The organism is Halorientalis sp. LT38, assembly GCF_037031225.1.
Taxonomy (GTDB): Archaea; Halobacteriota; Halobacteria; order Halobacteriales; family Haloarculaceae; genus Halorientalis; species Halorientalis halophila.
Map to the genome: position 1 here is coordinate 2662375 of NZ_JAYEZN010000001.1, position 19157 is coordinate 2681531.

The following is a 19157-nucleotide window of genomic DNA, read 5'->3' on the forward strand; positions in this document are numbered from 1 at the left end:
CTCGGTCTCACCTCGCGCGTCTCGGTCGGGTTCCGCATGGACTGGCGGGTGAGTTGCAGCCTCCTCGGCACCGTCGTGAAGTTCTTCTCACTGTCGATGCTGTTGCCCCTCCTCGTCGCGATAAGGTACGGCGAGGACGTCTGGGTGTTCGCGGTCTCGCTCGCCATCGGCGTTTCGGCGGGGCTGGCGATGGAACGGCTCTCGGCCGATCCGGAGCCCGGACTGCGGGAGGCGCTCTTGCTCGTCTCACTGTCGTGGCTGGCGGCCTCGCTCATCTCTGCGATCCCCTTCTTCCTCGCCGGGCAGGGGACCGCCTCGACGCTCGCGAACCCGGTCAACGCGCTGTTCGAGGCGACCAGCGGGGTGACGACCACGGGCGCGACCGTGCTGGGACAGATCGGGCTCGAGCGCCACTCTCACGCCGTCATGCTCTGGCGACAGCTCATCCAGTGGCTCGGCGGCATGGGGATCATCGTCCTGATGATCGCCATCCTCCCGGAGATCGCCGTCAACGGCGCGCAGTTGATGCAGAACGAGGCCCCCGGCCCGGAGTTACAGAAGCTCACGCCCAGGATAGCCGAGACTGCGCGCGCGCTGTGGCTCATCTACGTCGCCTTCACCCTGCTGCTGATGGCGATCCTCTACGGTCTCCACCTCGCGGGCTTCGCGCCGAACATGGACCTCTACAACGCCATCGCGCACGGCTTCTCGACGCTGCCGACGGGCGGATTCTCGCCGCAATCGGACAGCATCGCCGCGTTCAGCGCCGTCGTCCAGTGGGTGTTCATCCCGTTCATGATCGTCGCCGGCGTCAACTTCGCGCTGTTCTGGCACGTCCTCCGGGGCGAGTTCCGGACGATGCTCGACAACGCCGAGTTCCGGACCTACGCGGGGGCGATCGCGGTGATCACGGCCGTCCTGGCGTTCGTCCTCTATCGCGGCGCGGCCCCGCCACTGGGCGATCTCGGCGGCACGACCCAGGGCATCACCGAGAACGCGCTGCGACAGGCCGCCTTCCAGATCGCCTCGCTTTTGAACTCGACCGGGTTCGCTACATCGAACTTCGCGCAGTGGGGGCCGGAGGGCCGGATGATCCTGCTGTTCGCGATGTTCATCGGCGGCTCCGCCGGGTCGACCGGCGGGGGGATCAAGGTCGTCCGCTGGCTGGTGACCCTCAAGGTGATCCGCCGGGAACTGTACACGACGGCCAGACCCGACGTGGTTCGCCCGGTCCGGCTGGGCGGTCGCGTGGTCGACGAAGACGCGATTCGGGGCATCCTCGTGTTCACCCTCCTCTACTTCGTCCTGATGGGCGTCTCGGCCGTGTTCCTCGAACTCGACTCGGCCCGGATCGGCTACCAGCTCTCGACGTTCGAGGCCTTCAGCGCCGCGCTGGCCACCATCGGGAACATCGGCCCCGGATTCGGCTCGGTCGGGCCGTTCGGCAGCTACCTCCAGTTTTCGCCCGTCTCGAAGCTCTGGATGACGTTCCTCATGTGGGCCGGACGCCTCGAGATCGTCCCGGTCCTCGCGCTGCTCGTGAGCGCCATCGACGACAGCCCATAAGGCACTCTCTCGCCCGCCCTCACTCCTCGACGCGGAGGTCGTACCCGTCCGGGAACTCGAACACCGAGAGAAAGAGCCGATCCACGAAATCGGCGGCGTGTTTCGGGTCCGCCAGTGCCGAGAGGTGGACCTCGCCGTCGGGGGCCTTCCGCGTCGCTGGCTGGGCGACCTTGAACACGTGAAACTCCCCGAGGAGGGCGTCGAGTCGCTCGCGTTCGGCCTCGTCGACCCACACCGTGATCTCGCGGTCGCGGTACTCGACGGCGGGTGCGTCCGCGTCGGCGGCGGCGAACCGGACGGGCGACTCGCTCCCGGCCTTTCGGTGGGCGAGGATGGCCGTCGCGATCCGGGTCCGGCGATCCGCCGCGTACTCTCCCCCGTCGGTCATGTCCGGACCGAGGGCGGCCAGGGACAAAAGCGGCCGCGTTCGGCCGGGCGGACACGTCCACGCCGGGACAGAACAACAGGTAGAAGTTCCGGGGTGGTGAAGCCGCGCACATGGCGAACGCACACGTCCTGATCCTGGGACCGCCGGGCGCTGGCAAGGGGACACAGAGCAGCAAGATCGCCGACCGCTTCGACGTGGAGCACGTCACGACCGGCGACGCGCTGCGGGGGAACAAGGACATGGACATTAGCGACATGGACACCGAGTACGACACGCCCCGCGAGTACATGGAGGCGGGCGACCTCGTACCCGACGCCGTCGTCAACGCCATCGTCGAGGAGGCACTCGCGAGCGCCGACGGCTACGTGCTCGACGGCTACCCGCGCAACATGGAGCAGGCCGAGGAACTCGAAGGCATGACCGACCTCGACGTGATCCTCTCGCTCTCGGTGAGCCGCGAGGAACTCGTCGACCGGCTGACCGGCCGCCGGGTCTGCGACGACTGCGGCACCAACTTCCACGTCGAGTTCGATCAGCCCGAGGAAGCGGGCGTCTGCGACGAGTGCGGCGGCGAGTTGATCCAGCGCGACGACGACAACGAGGAGTCCGTCCGCAACCGGCTGGACGTCTTCGACGACAACACCGCGCCGGTGATCGACCACTACCGCGACCACGACGGCTTCGTCGAGATCGACGGCGAGCAGACGCCCGACGAGGTCTGGAGCGACATCGAAGCGGCGATCGACGAGCGGGTCTGAGCGGCGCCGGGCGATTTTCCGACGGCGGCAGAGTAAAAGTTGATTAGCGGCGGTGTTCTAGGGCCTCCAATGCCACGGACAGCCGAGAAAGTAGAGTCGCTCGCCCGCGAGGACGGCGAGTTGCTGGACGCGCTCGAGGCCGCCCTCGACGTCGCCGAGACGGAGGGGACGGTCGAGTGGAGCGACGTCAGCGACGAGATGACCAGCGGGCAGTGGGGCCGTCTCATCGAGAAGGGCCTGCTCGTCGACGCCGACGGGAGCGGCTTCGTCGTCGACGACCCCGGCGGCGTCCGCGAGGCGCTCACCGACGACGACGTGAGCGACGCGGCCGCCTCCGGCGACGAGGAGAGTTCGTGGTCGAGCTACGACAAGATCGCCGGCGTCGGCGCGCTGGCGATGATGGCCGGCTACACGCTGTCGTCGGTCCGGAACGCCATCGGCGGGACGCTCGACGCCCTGTTCGGCCCGCTGGAGGCGATGTTGCCCTTCTACGTGGTCGTGATGGTGCTCGCCATGCTGACGGGGCTGTACTCGACGCTCCTGCAGGCGAACCTGATGGACATGGACAAGATGAGCGAGTACCAGGAGCGGATGTCCGAGATTCAGGAGAAACGGAAGGCGGCCAAAGAGCGGGGCGACGACGAGGCCCTCGACCGCATCCAGCAGGAGCAGATGGAGGCCATGGGCGACCAGATGGGCATGTTCAAAGAGCAGATCCGGCCGATGGTCTGGATCATGCTGCTGACCATCCCCGTGTTCCTCTGGATGTACTGGATGCTCCAGACCGGCCAGATCGAGGGCCAGACGGTCGTCCTGCCGCTGCTGGGCGAGACCGGCTGGCGGGCGGGCATCCTCGGCCCGCTGCAGGCCTGGATCCTCTGGTACTTCCTCTGCTCGATGGGCTTCACCCAGATCATCCGCAAGTCACTGAACATCCAGACGACGCCGACCTGATCGGGCTCAGTTTTCCCCGGCGTCGACGCGATTCGCCTCGACCAGCGCCGGCAGGATCTCGCGCGCGAAGTGGACGGCGACGACCAGCAAGATCGGCCCGACGAAGATGCCGTACCAGCCGAAGGCGACGGAGGCCAGGACGTACGTCAACACCAGCAGTCCCATGTGGAGGCTGCCCGCCGAGAGGTACGACCTGACGAACACGTCCGGGACGAAGTCGACGACGACGAACGTGACGACCGTGAAGACGACGGGGAACCACAGGCCCGCGTCGGCGCGCAGCCCCCGCACGAACAGGGACGCGGCGTATGGGACCCAGATTATTTTCATCCCGACTGCGGGGACGAGGGTGAAAACGCCCACGAGCAGGCCCAGCAGGACGGGATACCGGATCGGGAGCGCGGCCGGCGCGACGCTTCCGAGTCCGACGTAGACGGCGACCGCGATGGCGGACGTCGCGCCGATGACGAGCAGGTTCCCCGTGTAGATGGTCGTCAGGTCGTCGTCGACGCCTTCGGCGAACGCGACGGCCCCCGGCGACTCCCCGAACGTCTCGCGAAACCAGCGGCCGATTCGGTCCCCGTCGCACAGCAGGTAGTAGGCCAGCGTGACGGCGACGAAGACGCGAAGCACCCAGGTCATCGCGAGGCCGAGGTAGTTCGTGACCGGCCCCAGCTCCCCGCCCAGCAGCCCGAGCAGGGCCGACGGCTCGGTCAGCGACGCCACGTCGACGTAGGGAGAGAGGGAGTCCCGGAACTGCGACAGCCCCATCTGGCCGACGACGGCGTTCAGGGCGCGTGCGCCGACCAGGACGGCATAGCCCAGCACGGCGAGTATCGGCACCCCGACCAGCCCGAGCGCGGCCGTCGCGGCACCCCCGTCGTGACCGATCCGGGCCGCGACCCACCGGTAGACCGGCCTGACCGCGTAGTAGAGGAAGACGCCGATGGCGAGGCCGCCGACGAACGACGCGAGGACGACGACGAGGAGCGCGGCGACGACGACCCCCACCAGCGTCCAGACCACCTGTGCGCGGCTGACGCGCCAGGTCAACTCCATGGACCGACGGACGGCGTCGAGCCCCCAAAATCCACGCTTTCCTCTGACGGCCGTCACGTCGAGCAGGTGAGACTGGGGTGTGGGCGGGGGTTCCGGTGTCGCGTGACCCACCGCGCGACCGGAAGACACAACCTCTTTTACCGCGACCGCCGGAGGGTTGATATGCTGATTACAGTCTCCGGCCCCGCGGGCAGCGGGAAGAGCACGCTCGCCGCGGGACTGGCCGACGCGCTCGACTACGAGCACGTCAGTGGGGGTGACATCTTTCGTTCGCTGGCCGACGAGCGCGGCCACTCGCTGGTCGAGTTCAACCGCCTCGCCGAGGAGGACGACCAGATCGACCGCGACCTGGACCGTCGCCTGCGCGAGACCGCCCGCGAGTCGACTGACCTCGTCCTCGAGTCGCGACTCGCCGGCTGGATGGCCGCCGACTACGCCGATCTGCGACTCTGGCTCGACGCCCCGCTCGACGTGCGTGCCGCCCGCATCGCCGACCGCGAGGACAAGGCGCTGGACACCGTCCTCGAGGAGACCCGCGCCCGCGCCGCCAGCGAGGCCCAGCGCTACCGGGAGTACTACGGCATCGACATCGAGGACCGCTCGATCTACGACCTCACCGTGAACACCGCCCGCTGGGACCCCGACGCCTGCCTCTCGCTCGTCCGCTCGGCCGTCGAGTCCTACGCCGGCGACCGCGACGAGGGGCAGTACCCCGTCGAGGGCGTCCGGTACGAGTTCTGATGGCCCGTCGCGGCGCTCCCGACGACCGATCGATCCCGGAACTCCTCGAGTTCGGCGTCGTCAACCTCGACAAACCGCCGGGCCCCTCCGCCCACCAGGTCGCCGCCTGGGTCCGGGATCTGGTGACCGACGCCCTCACCGACGAGGGCATCGACGGCGTCGCCCACGCCGGGACGCTCGACCCGAAGGTCACCGGCTGCCTGCCCCTCCTGCTCGGTGACGCCACCCGTGCCGCGCAGGTGTTCGACGACGCCGTCAAGGAGTACGTCGCCGTCCTCGAACTCCACGGCCGGGCCCCCGCCGACCTCGAGTCGGTCCTCGCCGAGTTCGAGGGCCCGATCTACCAGAAACCCCCGCGCAAGAGCGCCGTGAAGCGCCAGCTCCGCGTTCGCGAGATCCACGACCTCGAGGTCGCAGAGGTCGAGGACCGCCGCGCCCTCCTCCGCGTCCGCTGCGAGAGCGGGACCTACGTCCGGAAGCTCTGCCACGACGCCGGGCTGGCGCTGGGCACCGGCGCGCACATGGGCCACCTCCGCCGGACGGCGACCGGCCGCTTCGACGACACCGATCTGGTGACCCTCGAGGCCCTCACCGACGCGCTCGCGTGGTGGACCGAGGACGGTGACGAGGAACCGATCCGCGAGATCGTCCAGCCCGCCGAACGCGCCCTCGAACCGCTGCCAAGCCTGACCATCGCCCCCAGCGCCGCCGACCAGGTGGCCGAGGGCGCGCCCGTGTACGCCCCCGGCGTGATCGACTCGGATCTCGGCGCCGAGGCCGCGAGCGATCGCCCGCTCGTGGTCTGTTCCACGCCCGACGGCGCGGCCATCTGTCTCGGCCGACTGGTCGGCGATCCCGACGGCGAGTCGGGGACCGTCGTCGAACTCGAGCGGGTGCTGGTGTAATCGCGAAACGACACCCTTAATCCGGGGACCCTCGTCTGTCGATTTGCGGGACCGTGGGGTAGCGGTATCCTCGGCGCATGGGGTGCGTCGGACCTGAGTTCGAATCTCGGCGGTCCCACTTTTCACGCGACGCGAGCGAGGGAGCGGCGCGACCGAGCGTTGCGAGCGGGAAACGTGGGACGACGGAAGACGAACGCAGTGAGTCTTCCGGTGGTCCCACTACCACGTTTTTCGGTTCGGGTACCCTCGCGAGCCTTCGGCTCGCATCGGGAACCTCTCTCCGAAAAACGTGGGCGAAAAAGCCGGACGCTCGCTCCGCTCGCGTCCGGTGAACCGCGCTCACTTCGTTCGCGCGGATGCTGGCACCACCGTTTTGTGGTTCCAGTTCTCCTCTGGGTCAGTCAGACCACCGGAAGACACAACACGATGAATTCACTATGAATTACTATGAGCCGAACCTCGATCCCGGTCGATTCCGAGACGAAGGATCGACTCGACGAGTTGAAACGGGACGACGAGACGTGGGACGAGTTCCTGCGTCGGGTGACCAGTGACGAGGACCCGATCAAATTCGGGGCGTGGTCCGAGGAGGAAGCCGAGACGGCGATGGAGCGGCTGCGGGAAGGACGCGAGCGCGGTGCGGAATGACGTTTCTCGATACCTCCACGATCATCCAGTACCTCAAAGGGGACGAGGCGGTCCGTGAATACATCACCGGCCGCGAACCCTGGTGGACTTCCACCATCTGCGTCTACGAAGTCATCAACGGCCGACTCGGCGTCGGTGAGACCGACGTCGTGTCCGTTCGCCAGGAGTTCGGCGGTGTGCAGGCGCTCGACCTGAACGAGTCTATCGCTCTAGAGGCCGCCCGCATACAGGACGAACTGGTCAACGACGGGACTCGGCTATCGACGACGGACATCCTCATCGCCGCGACCGCCCGCTCCACCGGTGACGAACTCGTCGTCGCCGACGCGGACTTCGAGACCGAACACCTGACCGACCGCATGCCGGTCACCAATCTCCGAACGTAGGGACGAGCATCCGAGCGTGGCGACTGCCGGGCGCAGTCGAGCGGAAGAAAAAACGCGAGCCGAAATCGGGTCGTCCGGGATTACCCGAACATCTGGCGCATCATGGGGTGCATCTCCATGAGCTGCTCTTCGGCGATCTCCTCGTACAGCTTGTACGTGATGGAGACCGTCAGCAGCAGGCCGGTCCCGCCGACGCCGCCGATGGTGCCGAGCATGTTGGCCGCGACGGCCAGCAGGCCCACGAGGGCGCCGCCGATGACGGTGACCTGGGGGATGTACCGCTCCAGGACCTTCTCGATGACGCCGGGGTTCTGCCGGAAGCCGGGGATCTGCATCCCGGAGCCGTGGATCTGCTGGGCCGTCGCCTCCGGACCCATGTCCGTGGTCTCGACCCAGAAGATGGCGAAGATGGCGCCGCCGATGACCATGAACGTCAGGTCGACGCTCACGCGCAGCGCGATCTGCCAGGCCTCGGCGGTGGTCTGCCCGAGCGCCGGGATCCAGTCACCGGGCGACTGGATCGGGGCCATGTAGTAGAACAGCCCGCCGACGGGCTGGCTCTGGGAGTACTCCCCGAGCCAGAGCGGCATGTTGGCGAGTTGCTGGTCGAGGATCCGGCCCAGGAACTGCAGGTTCGCCTGCAGCGCCCGGACGAGGATCATCGGCAGGACGCTCGCGTAGATGAGCTTCACGGGGAAGCGACCGCGCGCGCCCTTGACCCGCGCGTTCGACAGCGGGATCTCGACGCGAACGGACTCCGCGTAGACGACGACCACGAAGATCAGGACTGTGGTCGCCAGGCGTATCAGCCCGAAGGACTCGCTCATCAGCACCTGTTGCAGCCCGGAGCCAAGCAGCGGCCCGAGCGATTGCTCCCCGATCGCGATCAGGATCCAGGAGGGGAAGAAGCCGGTCTGCTCGGGGTTCCCGATCCCCGGTAGGGCGAAGAAACCGCCGATGAGGCGCTGGCTGACGCCGGCGACGATGAACAGGCCGACGCCGGAGCCGACGCCCCATTTCGAGATGACCTCGTCCATGTAGAGGATGAGGATCCCGCCGGCGAAGATCTGCAGGAACATCAGCGTCTGCACGCCGCCGAGGCCGATGCCGAGGCCCTGGGCGACCTGCGGGCTCGGGGGCAGGAAGTTGCCACCGAACACCATCGGGAGCCCGGTCAGGATACACATCAGGATCACCAGCAGCTTCTGGAGGCCCTGGTAGAGCACCTGGTCGCGGGGGTTGTTCTGGGTGTCGAGCCCCAGCAGGTCCGCACCGCCGAGCAACTGCAGGACGATGGACGCGGTGACGATCGGGCCGATCCCCAGCTGGAGCACGCTGCCCTGGCCACCGGCGAGGATCGAACGGAAGCGTCCGAAGATGTCGCTGCTGCCCGTCCCCATCCCGTAGATGGTGACGTTCGTCAGGAAGAAATACAGCACCAGCACGCCCGCTGTCCAGGCCAGTTTCCGTTTGAACGGAACGTGGCCCTCCGGTCGGGCGACCGAGGGCATGCGGGTGAGTATCGGTTCGGCGGTTTCTTTCCAACCCATACTACGCCGACCCTTCTTCCTCGCTTGTATCTGTATCGGATTCGTCCTCGGCTTCGGCCTGACGCTGTTCGCCGCGCTCGGTCAGTTCGGCGCTGCCGCCGGCCTCGCTCAGGAGGTCGCGGGCCGACTCCGAGAAGTCGTCCGCGACCACGTCGAGTTCGTTGCGGACCTGTCCGCCACCGAGGACCTTCACCGCGTCGACCTCGTGGCCGTCCTCGACGACGTCCCGAACGTCGATCCGGAAGCCGCCGTCGGTCTCCTCGGCGACGCCCTCCGCGGCCAGCAGGGCCGCGTCCTCGTCGAGTTCGCGGAGGTCGATCTCCGCGATCTCTTCCTGGACCTTCTGGGGGCGCTTGAAGCCGGATTTCCCGAGCGGTTCGTAGTTGTGGAACTCGTGTTTGTCGCGACCGGCACGGCCGCGGCCACCGCGGTGGCCGGCCCCGCGCCGGTTCTTGTGCGTCCCGCCGCCGTGTGTCCGCGAACCGCGCTGTCGTCGTTTTTTGCTCGTCATTGTTATCGCATCGCTGTGAGGAGCTCGTCGATCTCCTCGGTTGAGTGTTTGCCGAGTTCGCCGCCCGTTGCGGTCGGGCCCTTCAGGCCGTCGTGGCCGCCGCGGGGCGGGTGCAGGCGGAGCACGGGCGCCAGCCCCTGCTCGCGCAGCGTCGTCTCCTCGGCGATCAGTGCGAAGGCCAACCCGTCGATGGCGTCGTAGTCCGTGTTCTCGGCGACCCACTCGTCGTCGACGTCGGCGTCACCCTCGAGGGGCTCGGCCCGCGTCTGCAGCAGCGTCTCGACGGTGGCCTGGCTCGGTTCGCCGTAGGCCACGTAGTCGTTGACCTTGTGGATCATCCCGCGGTAGGCGTCGGTCTCGGGAACCAGCGTGCAGTGGTTCACGTCGTGGACGTTCAGCATCGAAAGCGTGTCGCTCACGTCCGTCGCCATGTTGACGTCGCCGCGGATCTGGACGAGCGCCTGCATCACTCGATCACCTCGCGCTTCTCCATCGTGCGCTCGGGGACGCGCGCCTCGGCCGTGTTCTGCAGGGCGTTGAACGTCGCCTTCGCGAAGTTGACCGTGGTGCGCGTGTTGCCCGAACTGCGCGTCCAGATGTCCTCGATGCCGGCCAGCTCCAGGACGTGCCGGACGGTCTCCCCGCCCGCCAGGCCCAGCCCGCGCGGGGCGGGGCGGAGCTCGACCTCGACGCTACCCGCCTTGCCGGTCGTCCGGAGCGCGACGGTGTGGGGTCGCCCACAGCCACACTCCCAGGACCCGCAGCCGCGGGAGACGTCGATCAGGTTCAGCTTCCCGATGTCGATCGCCTTCTGAATCGCGCCGCCGACCTGGTCGTCACGCCCCTCGGCGTAGCCGACGAGGCCGTCGCGGTTGCCCACGACGACGACACACCGGAACTTCACCCGGCGGCCGGAGTCGGTCATCCGCTGGACCATGTTGATGTCCAGCACTTCGTCCTCGAGGTCGGGGACCAGCTGGTCGACGACCTCCGATTCCTTCAGCGGCAGGCCGGAGTTGAGGGCCTCCTGCATCGAGTCGATCTCGCCCTCCTGTACTTTCCGACCGAGCCGCGTTCGCGGTTCCCATCCGTTGCTCATAGATCTGCCTCCATCAGTGTCTCGCGCACGTCGCTGAAGTGCGACGGCAGTTCCGTGGCGTCGAACTCGCCCGAATACAGCGGCTCGTCGAGCTGGTCTGCGTACTCGGCGATGTGTTCGCCGCTGGTACGCTCCCAGTCGGCGAGCACGCTGTCGTTGTGCGGGATCTCGAGCCCGGCGTCGATTGCACCTTCCTGTACTGCGAACACCTTGCTGCCCGGGGTCGCCGTGTTCAACCCGATGTCGAGCACGGCCTCCTCGAGGCCGGCGGCGAGCGCGCGTTTGCCGGCGAGCAGCCCCGTGAGGTACGCGGCGGGCAGGTTCCCGGTGGGAGCCTCCCAGCCGAACTCCTCGAGGTCGCTCGAGTGTGCGCTTGCAGCCGTCTCGTCACCCTGCGGGCCGGTGAGTATCAGCTGCGCCGTAGTGTGCTGGTTGCTCTTGCGAGCGACCAGCCGGGGTTTCCCGGATTTCAGCAGGCGCAACCTCTGGTGGTAGTCCGTTCGTGCCTCGCGGCGACGCCGCATCGGCACCTTGTATCGTGGTCCTGTTGCCATGTCATTCGCCTCCGTACTGGTTGTCGATGTACCGTTCCATGTCGGCGACGCTGTCGAACTCGCCCCCACCGGCGAGGTTGTAGACTTCGCGGTAGGCGGACTTCGACAGGTCACCCTCGTCGCGCAGTTCGCGCAGCCGATTGCGCTGTGCGCGGATGCGACTCTCCCAGTCCTGCTTGGGATCCTGGCGGCCACCGGCCTTCCCCTTCCGGGAGCCGGCGTTCTTCTGGTGGCCGTAGGAGCGCTTCGCCGCGCGCTCGCGGGCCCGGCCGCGGGAGTTACCCGTCGCGTCCTCGGCCTGGATCGCGCCCTGATCGATCAGTTCGCGAACGTCCTCGCGCGTGATCGCGTCGGCGATCTCGCTCTGTTCGTCGGGGTCGAACCAGACTTTGTTCTTCCCGACGTCCATGATGTCCGACGCGAGTCGCTTCTGTGCACTCAGATCCGTCATTCTTCGACCTCCACTTCGACGTAGGTGGGGTTGAGGACGCGCACGCCGCGGTCCTCCGCCTGCTCCTCGATGCGTTCGCGCTTGCGCGCGCCGACCTTCGAGGCGATCCGGACCGCCTCGCGGTCGCCGTCGACGCCCTCGAGGTCGTCCACGTTGTGCACGCGGACCTCCTCGAAGCCGCTCGGGTGCTTGCCCCGGACCGCTTTCGGGGTGCGGAACCCGGCCTCGACGGTGGCGCCCTTGCCCTTGATGCCGCGGCGCTGCTTCGACAGCTGGCCGCGCGGCCGGCGCCACGAGGTGGACACACGCTTTTTCTTGTGGTGGTCCTGGCGGTTGAACTGCGGTTTGCCCTCGCGTCCCCGCTGGTTCAGCAGCCGCTTTTCGTTCTCGCCGAGGTCGGGCGTCTTCTCGGTCAGCCCGCGAGCCTGCAGTTCCGTCTCGACGTCCTCGGTCTCCTCGGGCTCGGGGGTCTCGTCTTCGACTTCGGCCTCGGTCTCCTCGCTGACCTCGAGCCCGCCGACGTCCGCCTTGATGCGGGCCGCCAGCGCGTTGCCGATGCCGTCGACCTCGGAGAGGTCGTCCTGGCTCGCACCGCGGACGTCGTCGACCGTCCGGTAGCCGGCGCCTTCGAGCGCGGCCGCCTTCGAGTCACCGACGCCGCTGATGTCGGTCAGGTCGTCGTACGCTTCGGCCTCGTCCTCGTCGGCCGACGCGTCCGCGTCCTCGCCGTCGTCTTCGACTTCGGCCGTCGCGTCGTCGTCGACTTCGACATCGCCGACGTCGGCCGTGATCCGAGCGGCCAGCGCGTTGCCGATGCCCTCGATTTCGGCCAGGTCCTCCTGGCTCGCCTCCGCGAGATCGTCGACGTCCTCGTAGCCGGCCCCGCGCAGGGTGGCGGCCGTCTCGGTGTCGACGCCTGCGACGTCTTCGAGTTCGTCGGCCATCAGGCCTCACCTCGCGTGGGCTTTGCGGTGATGTAGACGCCGTCCTGGAACACCCGGACGTCCTTGTCCTTGACGCGGGTGAGCTGTTCGATGTCGGCGGCGGTCTGGCCCACGGCCTCGATGTCGGGGCCGCTGAGGGTCAGTTCCTCGCCGTCGACGGAGACGTCCGTGTCCCCGTGGACGGTCGTCCGCCGGGGTGCTTTCTCGCCGAGGAAGTTCTCGATGACGACCTCGCCGTTCTCGACGCGCACCTTCATCGGGAAGTGAGAGTAGAAGACCTCCATCTCGTACTCCCAGCCCTCGGTCACGCCGTGGAACATGTTCCTGACGTGGCTCTCGAAGGTACCGATCGTCGAGTTCGTCTTCGCGTCGGACTCCGTGCTCTCGACGACGACGGCGCCGTCCGTGACGGAGACGTCGACGTCGGGGTACCAGAGCCGGCGCGTCACGCTGCCGTTGGGACCCTCGACGGTCAGGTCGAGATGGTCCATCTCGGCGCTTACTTCGTCCGGAATCTGTAGTTCTGTGCGTGGCATTGTTAGTAGACGTACGCGATCACCTGGCCACCGATGCCCTGGTCGCGGGCCTCGTAGTGGCTCATGATCCCGTGGCTTGTGGTCACGACGAGCGTCCCGTAGTCCCGAGCGGGGAGGAACCGCTTCTCCCACTTCTCGAACTCGTCCGCGCCCGCGCTGTAGCGGGGCTTGACGGGGCCGCACTCGTTGATCGCACCCTTCAGTTCGACCTCGAACTCGCCGGCTTTGCCGTCGTCGACGAAGCTGAACCCGTCGATGTACCCGCGGTCGTAGAAGACCTCGAGCACGCTGCCGATCTCGTTCGAGGCGGGCGATACCGTCTGTGCCAGATGTCCGACGCTTTCGGCGTTGTTCAGCCCCGAGAGCGCACTGGACAGGGGATCGTTGCCTGTCATGAGTATTTCCTGAAGCCCATGCCGCGTGCGATCTCGCGGAAGCACTGGCGACAGAGGTAGATGTCGTACTTGCCGACCAGTCCCTGCTCGCGCCCGCACCGCTGGCAGGAGCGGAGTTGCTCCGTTCGTTTCGCCGTCTGTTCGCCGGTGGCGTCGCGGGCCTCCTCGCCCTCCTCGCCCTCGACGTCGGCTTCTGTCTCGCTTTCGCTCATTCGTTGACCTCCACGTCGAAGGCCGCCTCGACGTACGCGACGGCGTCGTCGGGGTCGAGACGGTGGCTCGACGGGATCGCTCGCGAGGCCTTGTCGCGCTTGGCCACGCGGTAGCCGGGGCGCACCATGTTGACGGTGACGTCCAGCCCGTAGATCCCGATGTTCGGGTCGTACTCCTGGCTCGGGAAGTCCGTGTGTTCCTCGACGCCGAAGCTGAAGTTGCCGGTGTCGTCGAACTGCGACGACGACAGGTCGACAAGCGGCAGCGCCGTCTGCAGGAACTCCTCGGCCTCCTCGTCGCGCAGGGTGACCTTCGCACCGATGGGGTCGCCCTGGCGGATGTTGAACTCGCCGACCGTGGCCTTCGCCGTCGTCCGGACAGGCTGCTGGTCCGTGACCTCGGCGAGGATGTCCTCGGCGTTTGCGAGTTCGCGACCGCCCTGACCGACGCCCATGTGGACGACGACCTTTTCGATCCGGGGCTCGCGCATCTCGTGGAAGTCGCCCCCGGTCTCTGACTCGGAGCTCATTCGTCGTCACCCTCCTTGGCCGTCGCGTCGGCCTCGTCGTCACCGGTGAAGTTCTCGTCGATCACGACGACGTACTCCTCTACCGTCTCGAACCCGTCGCCGTCTTCCTGCTCGACGATGACGTTGTTCGAGGAGCTGCCGGGCGTGGTCTGGATCTCTTCGATCCGACCGATGTCGCCGGCGTGTGCGCCGTCGACCGCCGTCACGAGTTCGCCCTCTTCGTAGGGGAAGTGGGCGACGATCTCGCCGTCGTCGTTGGAGACGACCACGGAGTCGTTGCCGCCGTACTCGCTGTCGTCCTCGACGAGCAGCGTCTGCCCGTCGTGCAGCGTCAGCTGCAGGTCGCCGCCGGGGACGGTGCGTTTCTCGACGATCTTGCCGAGCTTGCTGCCCGCCGAGTCGGCGTCGATGGGCGTCAGGGCCAGCCGTCCGCCCTGTCCGGGGAACACCCGGTAGTGCTCGTCGCGCTCGTCGAAGGCCAGGATGTCGAACATCCCGACGGGGCGTTCCTCGTCTGCGACCGGCGTCCCGTTGATCAGGACGTTGTCCTGGTTGAGTGCGTAGCGGGCCTCCTTCCGGGAGTCCGCGTACTCGAGCACGTCCCGCAGGACGATCAGCAGGGGAACCCCCGCCTCGCCGTGCGGACCGGCGTCGGCCTTCACGGTGAACGTCTCGGTCTTGCGCTCGACCGGCCAACTCTTCGGTACCGAGAGTCGCTTCTGATGTTTCGTCATGCGCTGTCCTCCTCTGATTCGAGTCGCGCCTGCCGCCGGTCGTCGTCGAGGTTCAGGTTCGTCACGCGGAGATTCGACGCGTCGAGCGGGCGGGGAACTTCCTCCCCGTCCGCCTTCTCCAGCGTGACGTCCTCGACGTGGACGACGCCGTCGGCCAGGTCCACGGCGACGACCTCGGCTTCCTCGCCGGCGTGGTCGCCCCGCAGGACCTCGACCGTGTCGCCCTCGTTGACGCGGACGTTGCGCTGGCCGTACTCCTCGCGGAGGCCGTCGGACAGCGTCGCCCGCACCTGAGCGTGGCGCTCGTGCAGCGGCGCGCGTTCGGTCTGCGTTCGCTGTTTGTGTGGTTGTCGTGTCATGCTATACGATCATTGTCGCGGTGCTCGCGATGGAGCCGAACCGTTCGGCAACCTCGCGAGCGATGGGGCCCTTGATCTCCGTCCCGCGGGGCTCCTCGTTCTCGTCGATGATGACCGCCGCGTTGTCCTCGAACTTCACGCGCGTGCCGTCCGGCCGCCGGATCGGCTTGCGCTGGCGGACGATCACTGCCTCGAGCACCTGGCGACGCATCTCCGGCGTCCCCTTGGTGACCGAGACGGTGATCTTGTCACCGAGTCCCGCCTTCGGGTGGCGGTTGATGGTCCCGGAGTAGCCCGAGATGCTGATCACTTTCAGCTGTCGTGCGCCCGTGTTGTCGGCACACGTGATCAGCGAGCCCTTCTCGAGGCCCTGGGTGACGTCGGCGCCGAGCGCCTCCATCAGTCGTCACCTCCGGCGGCGGCCGCCTCGGTGGCGTCCGCGGCGTCCACGCGTTCCACGACGACGTGGCTTTTCGTCTTCGAGAGGGGTCGTGTCTCTGCGATACGGACCGTGTCGCCCACGTCCAGGTCCACGCACGGGGGTGCGTGAGCCGGGACCCGCGACCGACGCTTCATGAATCGGTCGTACTTGGGCACCTTCACGTCGTACTCGCGTTCGACGATCACGGTCTTGTCCATGTCCGTGGAGGCGACCTCTCCTTCGAGCGTCTGCCCACGCACGCTGAGCGTGCCGTGGAACGGGCAGTTCTCGTCGGAACAGGCCTCCTCCGGCCGTTCTACGTTAAGTCCTAGCGCCATTTCGAATCACCTGTTCGTTCCGTGCGCCGCGCGGGCCGCGCGACCAGTCGCTCGCCCTCGACCGTGACGACCTGTTCGTCGTCGCCGTCGAGCGTGAACTCGAAGGTCGCGTCGCCCTTCGGCACCTGCCACACCCGCTCGCCGTCGCCGGACACCGTCCGGCGCCTGGACTCCGAACTCGCCGCTATCGACAGCGTCCGCGTCGTCTCCATGACGACCTCGCCGGCGATGCCGACGAGGTCCTGGTTGGACGCGGCGGCCACCCTCGCTGGGAGGCCGATGAGTTCGTGTCTCGTGAGCGTTGCGGGTGTCAGTGGCATCGTTATTCTTCGTCCAGGTCGCCTTCCTCGCGCTGGATCGTCTTGATCCGGGCGATGGCTTTCCTGATCTCCTTGATCTCGCCCGGATTCTCCGGGCGACCACCCGCGGCCTGGACGGCCCGGGTGTTCAGCAGTTCCGTCTCGAGGTCCTCCAGCTCCGCCGCGCGTTCGGGCGGCGTCATGTCGCGGATTTCCTCGGCGTGGAGGATGGTCATTCGTCGTCACCCTCCGCGTCGTCGGCTGCTGCCTCTTCGGCGTCCTCGTCGGCCGCCGGTTCTTCGTCTTCCATCTCGTCCATCAGTTCCTCGGCTTCCGCCTCGGTCTCCTCGTCGACCTCGGACTCGATGGCGTCGTCCAGTTCGTCGATGTCGACGTCGTCGGGCTCCTCGTCGGGCACCTCGACGTCCTCTTCCTCGACGACCTCTTCGTCGACGACTTCCTCGTCGGCGTCGTCGGCTTCGGCGGTCTCGTCGGCCTCGGGCGGCGCACCCGTCGTGGGCTCCTCGCCTTCGGCGTCCTCGGGTTCGCCCTCGAGGAGTTCCTCGACGCTCTCGCCCTCGACGTCGGCGACGTAGTCCTCGACGTCCTCGTCCTCGTAGATGCGGAAGTCGTCGGGGAGCTGGGCGTTCGGCGGGATGATCTTCACGTCCACGCCGATCGTGCCGAGCTTCATCACTGCGACGCCCTGCCCGTGGTCGACGATGGTTTCGGCGGGCTCGCCGTTGTGCTTGATGTAGCCACGGTTGAACTTCTCCACGCGTGAGCGTGCGCCCGTGACTTTGCCCGAGAGGACGATCTCGGCGCCCAGTGCGCCGGCGTCCATGATCCGGTCGATCGTGGTGTGACCGGCCTTCCGGAAGTACCAGCCCCGTTCGAGGGCGTTGGCCAGGCGGTCGGCGACGATCCGGGCGTTCAGGTCCGGCTCGTCGACCTCCTGGACGTCGATCTGGGGATCTTCCAGGTTGAACCGCTCTTCGAGTTCCGTGGTCACCTTCCGGATGTTCTTCCCGCCCTTGCCGATGACCATGCCGGGCTTTTCGGCCTTGAGGACGATCTGGGTCCCCATCGGCGTCTTGGCGACGTCCATGCCGCCGTAGCCCGCACGGCCCAGTTCGTCGGCGAAGAACTCGTCGATCTGGGTCCGCTGGAGGCCGTCCTCGATGAACTGGTGTTCGTCAGCCATCAGGCATCACCCTCCTCGAGGATGAGTTCGACGTCGACCTCCGGGGAGTTCCAGGCGGTCGCGCGACCCATCGCACGGGGTTTGCGGCCCTGCTGTTCGCCGACCTTGTGGGCGGCGACGTGGATGATCTCCATCGCTTCGCCGTCGAATCCCTGGTGGTCGGCGTTGCCGACCGCGTTCTCGAGCAGGTCGAGGAAGGCCTCGCTGGCCTTCTCGGGGAAGCGGCCGGCGTCCCAGCCGTCGACGTCCTTCCGATGCCCGACGCCCGAGTTGTGGGACCTGAAGGGGACCGAACGGTCGCCCTCGATGACCGCTTCGAGGTACTCCGCGGCCTCGCCGGCGGTCATGCCCTTGATCTCCCGGGCGATGGCCTTGCTGTGCTTGTGGCTCATCTGCCGTTCCCGAAGCATCGCTTTCGCCGTCGTGTCCGGGTCCGGGTCGATTGAGTAGCTGATTCCCATGTGTTACTTGAGTGGCACGAACTTGGAGGAGCGGGTCGCCCCGATCCCGGCCTGTCCGTGCTCGACGGATGTCCGCGTGAGCTGGAACTCGCCGAGGTAGTGGCCCAGCATCTCCGGCTCTACCTTGACGCGCTCGAAGCTCTCGCCGTTGTGGACGGCGAACGTGACGTCGACCATCTCCGGCAGGATCGGCATGTCGCGCAGATGCGTCCGGATCGGGTCGTTCGCGGTCTCCTCCTCGTCGGCCTCGCGGGCCGCTTCGAGCAGCTGTTCTTTCTCGTAGGACAGGCCGCGCTCGATGCTTCGCCGCTGGCGTGCGGGGAGCAGTTCCGCGACCTCTGCGACGTCCATGTCCTGCAATTCCTCGAGCGTGTGACCACGGTAGGAGAACTCCCCCTCGTGGCCGATCTGGTACTCCGAACTCATTCGTTACCACCCTTCCCGCCGCGGCCGGTCTTCCGGGAACTGATGTCCCCGACCTTCCGGCCCGGCGGCGCGTTCCGCGAGATGGACTTGGGCTTGCCGGGGTGCTGGCGACCGCCGCCACCGAACGGGTGGTCGACGGCGTTCATCGCCACACCGCGGACGTTCGGCCACTTCGTCCCTCGCGCTTTCATCTTGTGGTACTTGTTGCCCGCTTTGACGTGGGGCTTCTCGGTCCGACCGCCACCGGCGACGACCCCGATGGTCGCCCGGCAGTCCGGATCGAGCCGCTTGATCTCCCCCGACGGGAGCTTCACGACCGCGACCGAGCGGTCGTGGGTCAGCAACTGGGCGGAGACGCCCGACGCGCGGGCGAACTTCCCACCGTCTCCGGGGTTGGCCTCGACGTTACAGACCGGGACCCCTTCCGGGATCTCGGCCAGGGGCATCGTGTTGCCCGGCTCGATCGACGCCGAGATACCGACCTGGATCGTGTCGCCCAGGCCGATCCCCTCGGGCGCGAGCACGAGGCGCTGGTCGCCGTCGTCGAACTCGATGGCCGCGACCGGCGCGCTGCGGGCCGGGTCGTGTTCGATGTCGACGACCGTCCCCGAGACGACGTCCTTGTCTTCGAGCTTCCGGTGCGACAGGTCCGCCTTGTAGCGGTGCGACGGGGCCCGGAACGTGGGGCCACCGCGACCGCGTCGTTGTCCCTGAATTCGTCGTCCCAT

General features: G+C 67.4%; 30 protein-coding genes and 1 tRNA gene. 8 read left to right on the forward strand and 23 right to left on the reverse strand.

What is annotated here, in order from left to right; genetic code table 11:
- Positions 1-36 precede the first annotated feature (36 nt).
- Entirely contained in the window at positions 37-1566 is a 1530-nt protein-coding gene (locus U5918_RS13675; protein WP_336003335.1) for a TrkH family potassium uptake protein, read from the forward strand.
- A gap of 19 nt (positions 1567-1585) precedes the next feature.
- On the opposite strand, the gene U5918_RS13680 is transcribed toward U5918_RS13675, so the two are convergent.
- Complete coding sequence (locus tag U5918_RS13680) at positions 1586-1954, reverse strand: DUF7975 family protein (protein ID WP_336001939.1); 369 nt, start codon at positions 1952-1954, stop codon at positions 1586-1588.
- A gap of 110 nt (positions 1955-2064) precedes the next feature.
- Here U5918_RS13680 and U5918_RS13685 point away from each other — a divergent pair, with 110 nt between their 5' ends.
- Both U5918_RS13685 and U5918_RS13690 read left to right on the forward strand, forming a co-directional pair.
- A complete protein-coding gene (locus U5918_RS13685) occupies positions 2065-2712 on the forward strand; it encodes an adenylate kinase (RefSeq protein ID WP_336001940.1) in 648 nt (215 codons plus the stop codon).
- Positions 2713-2781: 69 nt separating this feature from the next.
- Positions 2782-3666, forward strand: a complete 885-nt coding sequence (locus U5918_RS13690) for a DUF106 domain-containing protein (RefSeq protein WP_336001941.1) — start codon at positions 2782-2784, stop codon at positions 3664-3666.
- A 6-nt stretch (positions 3667-3672) separates the two neighbouring features.
- On the opposite strand, the gene U5918_RS13695 is transcribed toward U5918_RS13690, so the two are convergent.
- Complete coding sequence (locus U5918_RS13695) at positions 3673-4725, reverse strand: AI-2E family transporter (RefSeq protein WP_336001942.1); 1053 nt, start codon at positions 4723-4725, stop codon at positions 3673-3675.
- Positions 4726-4887: 162 nt separating this feature from the next.
- On the opposite strand from U5918_RS13695, the gene cmk reads away from it, so the two are divergent.
- From cmk to U5918_RS13720, 5 genes are all read left to right on the forward strand, one after another.
- Entirely contained in the window at positions 4888-5466 is a 579-nt protein-coding gene (cmk, locus tag U5918_RS13700) for a (d)CMP kinase (protein ID WP_336001943.1), read from the forward strand.
- Complete coding sequence (locus U5918_RS13705) at positions 5466-6371, forward strand: RNA-guided pseudouridylation complex pseudouridine synthase subunit Cbf5 (RefSeq protein WP_336001945.1); 906 nt, start codon at positions 5466-5468, stop codon at positions 6369-6371. The genes cmk and U5918_RS13705 overlap by 1 nt, the downstream gene beginning before the upstream one ends.
- Before the next feature lie 47 nt (positions 6372-6418).
- Positions 6419-6489 (forward strand) — tRNA-Pro (locus U5918_RS13710).
- 329 nt (positions 6490-6818) lie between these two features.
- Entirely contained in the window at positions 6819-7019 is a 201-nt protein-coding gene (locus tag U5918_RS13715) for a DUF7557 family protein (RefSeq protein WP_336001947.1), read from the forward strand.
- Entirely contained in the window at positions 7016-7405 is a 390-nt protein-coding gene (locus U5918_RS13720; protein ID WP_336001949.1) for a PIN domain-containing protein, read from the forward strand. The genes U5918_RS13715 and U5918_RS13720 overlap by 4 nt, the downstream gene beginning before the upstream one ends.
- Before the next feature lie 80 nt (positions 7406-7485).
- On the opposite strand, the gene secY is transcribed toward U5918_RS13720, so the two are convergent.
- The 21 genes from secY to U5918_RS13825 are packed head-to-tail and all read right to left on the reverse strand — an operon-like array spanning position 7486 to position 19157.
- On the reverse strand, positions 7486-8955 hold the full coding sequence (gene secY, locus U5918_RS13725; RefSeq protein ID WP_336001950.1) for a preprotein translocase subunit SecY: 1470 nt from the start codon (positions 8953-8955) through the stop codon (positions 7486-7488).
- Position 8956: 1 nt separating this feature from the next.
- Positions 8957-9466: an uL15m family ribosomal protein gene (locus U5918_RS13730; RefSeq protein ID WP_336001951.1), complete on the reverse strand. Its 510-nt coding sequence runs from the start codon at positions 9464-9466 to the stop codon at positions 8957-8959.
- 2 nt (positions 9467-9468) lie between these two features.
- Positions 9469-9933, reverse strand: a complete 465-nt coding sequence (gene rpmD / locus U5918_RS13735) for a 50S ribosomal protein L30 (protein WP_336001953.1) — start codon at positions 9931-9933, stop codon at positions 9469-9471.
- Complete coding sequence (locus U5918_RS13740; protein ID WP_336001955.1) at positions 9933-10565, reverse strand: 30S ribosomal protein S5; 633 nt, start codon at positions 10563-10565, stop codon at positions 9933-9935. Before U5918_RS13740 ends, rpmD begins: the two co-directional genes overlap by 1 nt.
- Positions 10562-11119 carry a 50S ribosomal protein L18 gene (locus U5918_RS13745; RefSeq protein WP_336001957.1) on the reverse strand — a complete coding sequence of 186 codons (558 nt, stop codon included), beginning with the start codon at positions 11117-11119 and terminating at the stop codon, positions 10562-10564. Before U5918_RS13745 ends, U5918_RS13740 begins: the two co-directional genes overlap by 4 nt.
- A gap of 1 nt (position 11120) precedes the next feature.
- On the reverse strand, positions 11121-11570 hold the full coding sequence (locus tag U5918_RS13750; protein WP_336001958.1) for a 50S ribosomal protein L19e: 450 nt from the start codon (positions 11568-11570) through the stop codon (positions 11121-11123).
- Complete coding sequence (locus U5918_RS13755) at positions 11567-12514, reverse strand: 50S ribosomal protein L32e (RefSeq protein WP_336001960.1); 948 nt, start codon at positions 12512-12514, stop codon at positions 11567-11569. The genes U5918_RS13750 and U5918_RS13755 overlap by 4 nt, the downstream gene beginning before the upstream one ends.
- Entirely contained in the window at positions 12514-13050 is a 537-nt protein-coding gene (locus tag U5918_RS13760) for a 50S ribosomal protein L6 (protein ID WP_336001961.1), read from the reverse strand. Before U5918_RS13760 ends, U5918_RS13755 begins: the two co-directional genes overlap by 1 nt.
- A 2-nt stretch (positions 13051-13052) precedes the next feature.
- A complete protein-coding gene (locus U5918_RS13765) occupies positions 13053-13445 on the reverse strand; it encodes a 30S ribosomal protein S8 (RefSeq protein ID WP_336001962.1) in 393 nt (130 codons plus the stop codon).
- On the reverse strand, positions 13442-13657 hold the full coding sequence (locus tag U5918_RS13770; protein ID WP_336001963.1) for a 30S ribosomal protein S14: 216 nt from the start codon (positions 13655-13657) through the stop codon (positions 13442-13444). The genes U5918_RS13765 and U5918_RS13770 overlap by 4 nt, the downstream gene beginning before the upstream one ends.
- Positions 13654-14187 carry a 50S ribosomal protein L5 gene (locus U5918_RS13775; RefSeq protein WP_336001965.1) on the reverse strand — a complete coding sequence of 178 codons (534 nt, stop codon included), beginning with the start codon at positions 14185-14187 and terminating at the stop codon, positions 13654-13656. Before U5918_RS13775 ends, U5918_RS13770 begins: the two co-directional genes overlap by 4 nt.
- Positions 14184-14921, reverse strand: a complete 738-nt coding sequence (locus tag U5918_RS13780) for a 30S ribosomal protein S4e (RefSeq protein WP_336001967.1) — start codon at positions 14919-14921, stop codon at positions 14184-14186. Before U5918_RS13780 ends, U5918_RS13775 begins: the two co-directional genes overlap by 4 nt.
- Positions 14918-15280, reverse strand: coding sequence for a 50S ribosomal protein L24 (gene rplX / locus U5918_RS13785; protein ID WP_336001968.1), 363 nt, complete (start codon positions 15278-15280; stop codon positions 14918-14920). Before rplX ends, U5918_RS13780 begins: the two co-directional genes overlap by 4 nt.
- Before the next feature lies 1 nt (position 15281).
- Entirely contained in the window at positions 15282-15680 is a 399-nt protein-coding gene (locus tag U5918_RS13790; RefSeq protein WP_336001970.1) for a 50S ribosomal protein L14, read from the reverse strand.
- Positions 15680-16039 (reverse strand): 30S ribosomal protein S17, encoded by a 360-nt coding sequence (locus U5918_RS13795; RefSeq protein WP_336001972.1) that lies wholly within the window; start codon positions 16037-16039, stop codon positions 15680-15682. The genes U5918_RS13790 and U5918_RS13795 overlap by 1 nt, the downstream gene beginning before the upstream one ends.
- Entirely contained in the window at positions 16030-16359 is a 330-nt protein-coding gene (locus U5918_RS13800; protein ID WP_336001974.1) for a ribonuclease P protein component 1, read from the reverse strand. Before U5918_RS13800 ends, U5918_RS13795 begins: the two co-directional genes overlap by 10 nt.
- Positions 16360-16361: 2 nt before the next feature.
- Positions 16362-16574 carry a 50S ribosomal protein L29 gene (gene rpmC / locus U5918_RS13805; RefSeq protein ID WP_336001975.1) on the reverse strand — a complete coding sequence of 71 codons (213 nt, stop codon included), beginning with the start codon at positions 16572-16574 and terminating at the stop codon, positions 16362-16364.
- Complete coding sequence (locus tag U5918_RS13810) at positions 16571-17542, reverse strand: 30S ribosomal protein S3 (RefSeq protein ID WP_336001977.1); 972 nt, start codon at positions 17540-17542, stop codon at positions 16571-16573. The genes rpmC and U5918_RS13810 overlap by 4 nt, the downstream gene beginning before the upstream one ends.
- Positions 17542-18003 carry a 50S ribosomal protein L22 gene (locus tag U5918_RS13815; RefSeq protein WP_336001978.1) on the reverse strand — a complete coding sequence of 154 codons (462 nt, stop codon included), beginning with the start codon at positions 18001-18003 and terminating at the stop codon, positions 17542-17544. The genes U5918_RS13810 and U5918_RS13815 overlap by 1 nt, the downstream gene beginning before the upstream one ends.
- 3 nt (positions 18004-18006) lie before the next feature.
- Positions 18007-18429 (reverse strand): 30S ribosomal protein S19, encoded by a 423-nt coding sequence (locus U5918_RS13820; protein WP_336001980.1) that lies wholly within the window; start codon positions 18427-18429, stop codon positions 18007-18009.
- Complete coding sequence (locus U5918_RS13825) at positions 18426-19157, reverse strand: 50S ribosomal protein L2 (RefSeq protein ID WP_336001982.1); 732 nt, start codon at positions 19155-19157, stop codon at positions 18426-18428. The genes U5918_RS13820 and U5918_RS13825 overlap by 4 nt, the downstream gene beginning before the upstream one ends.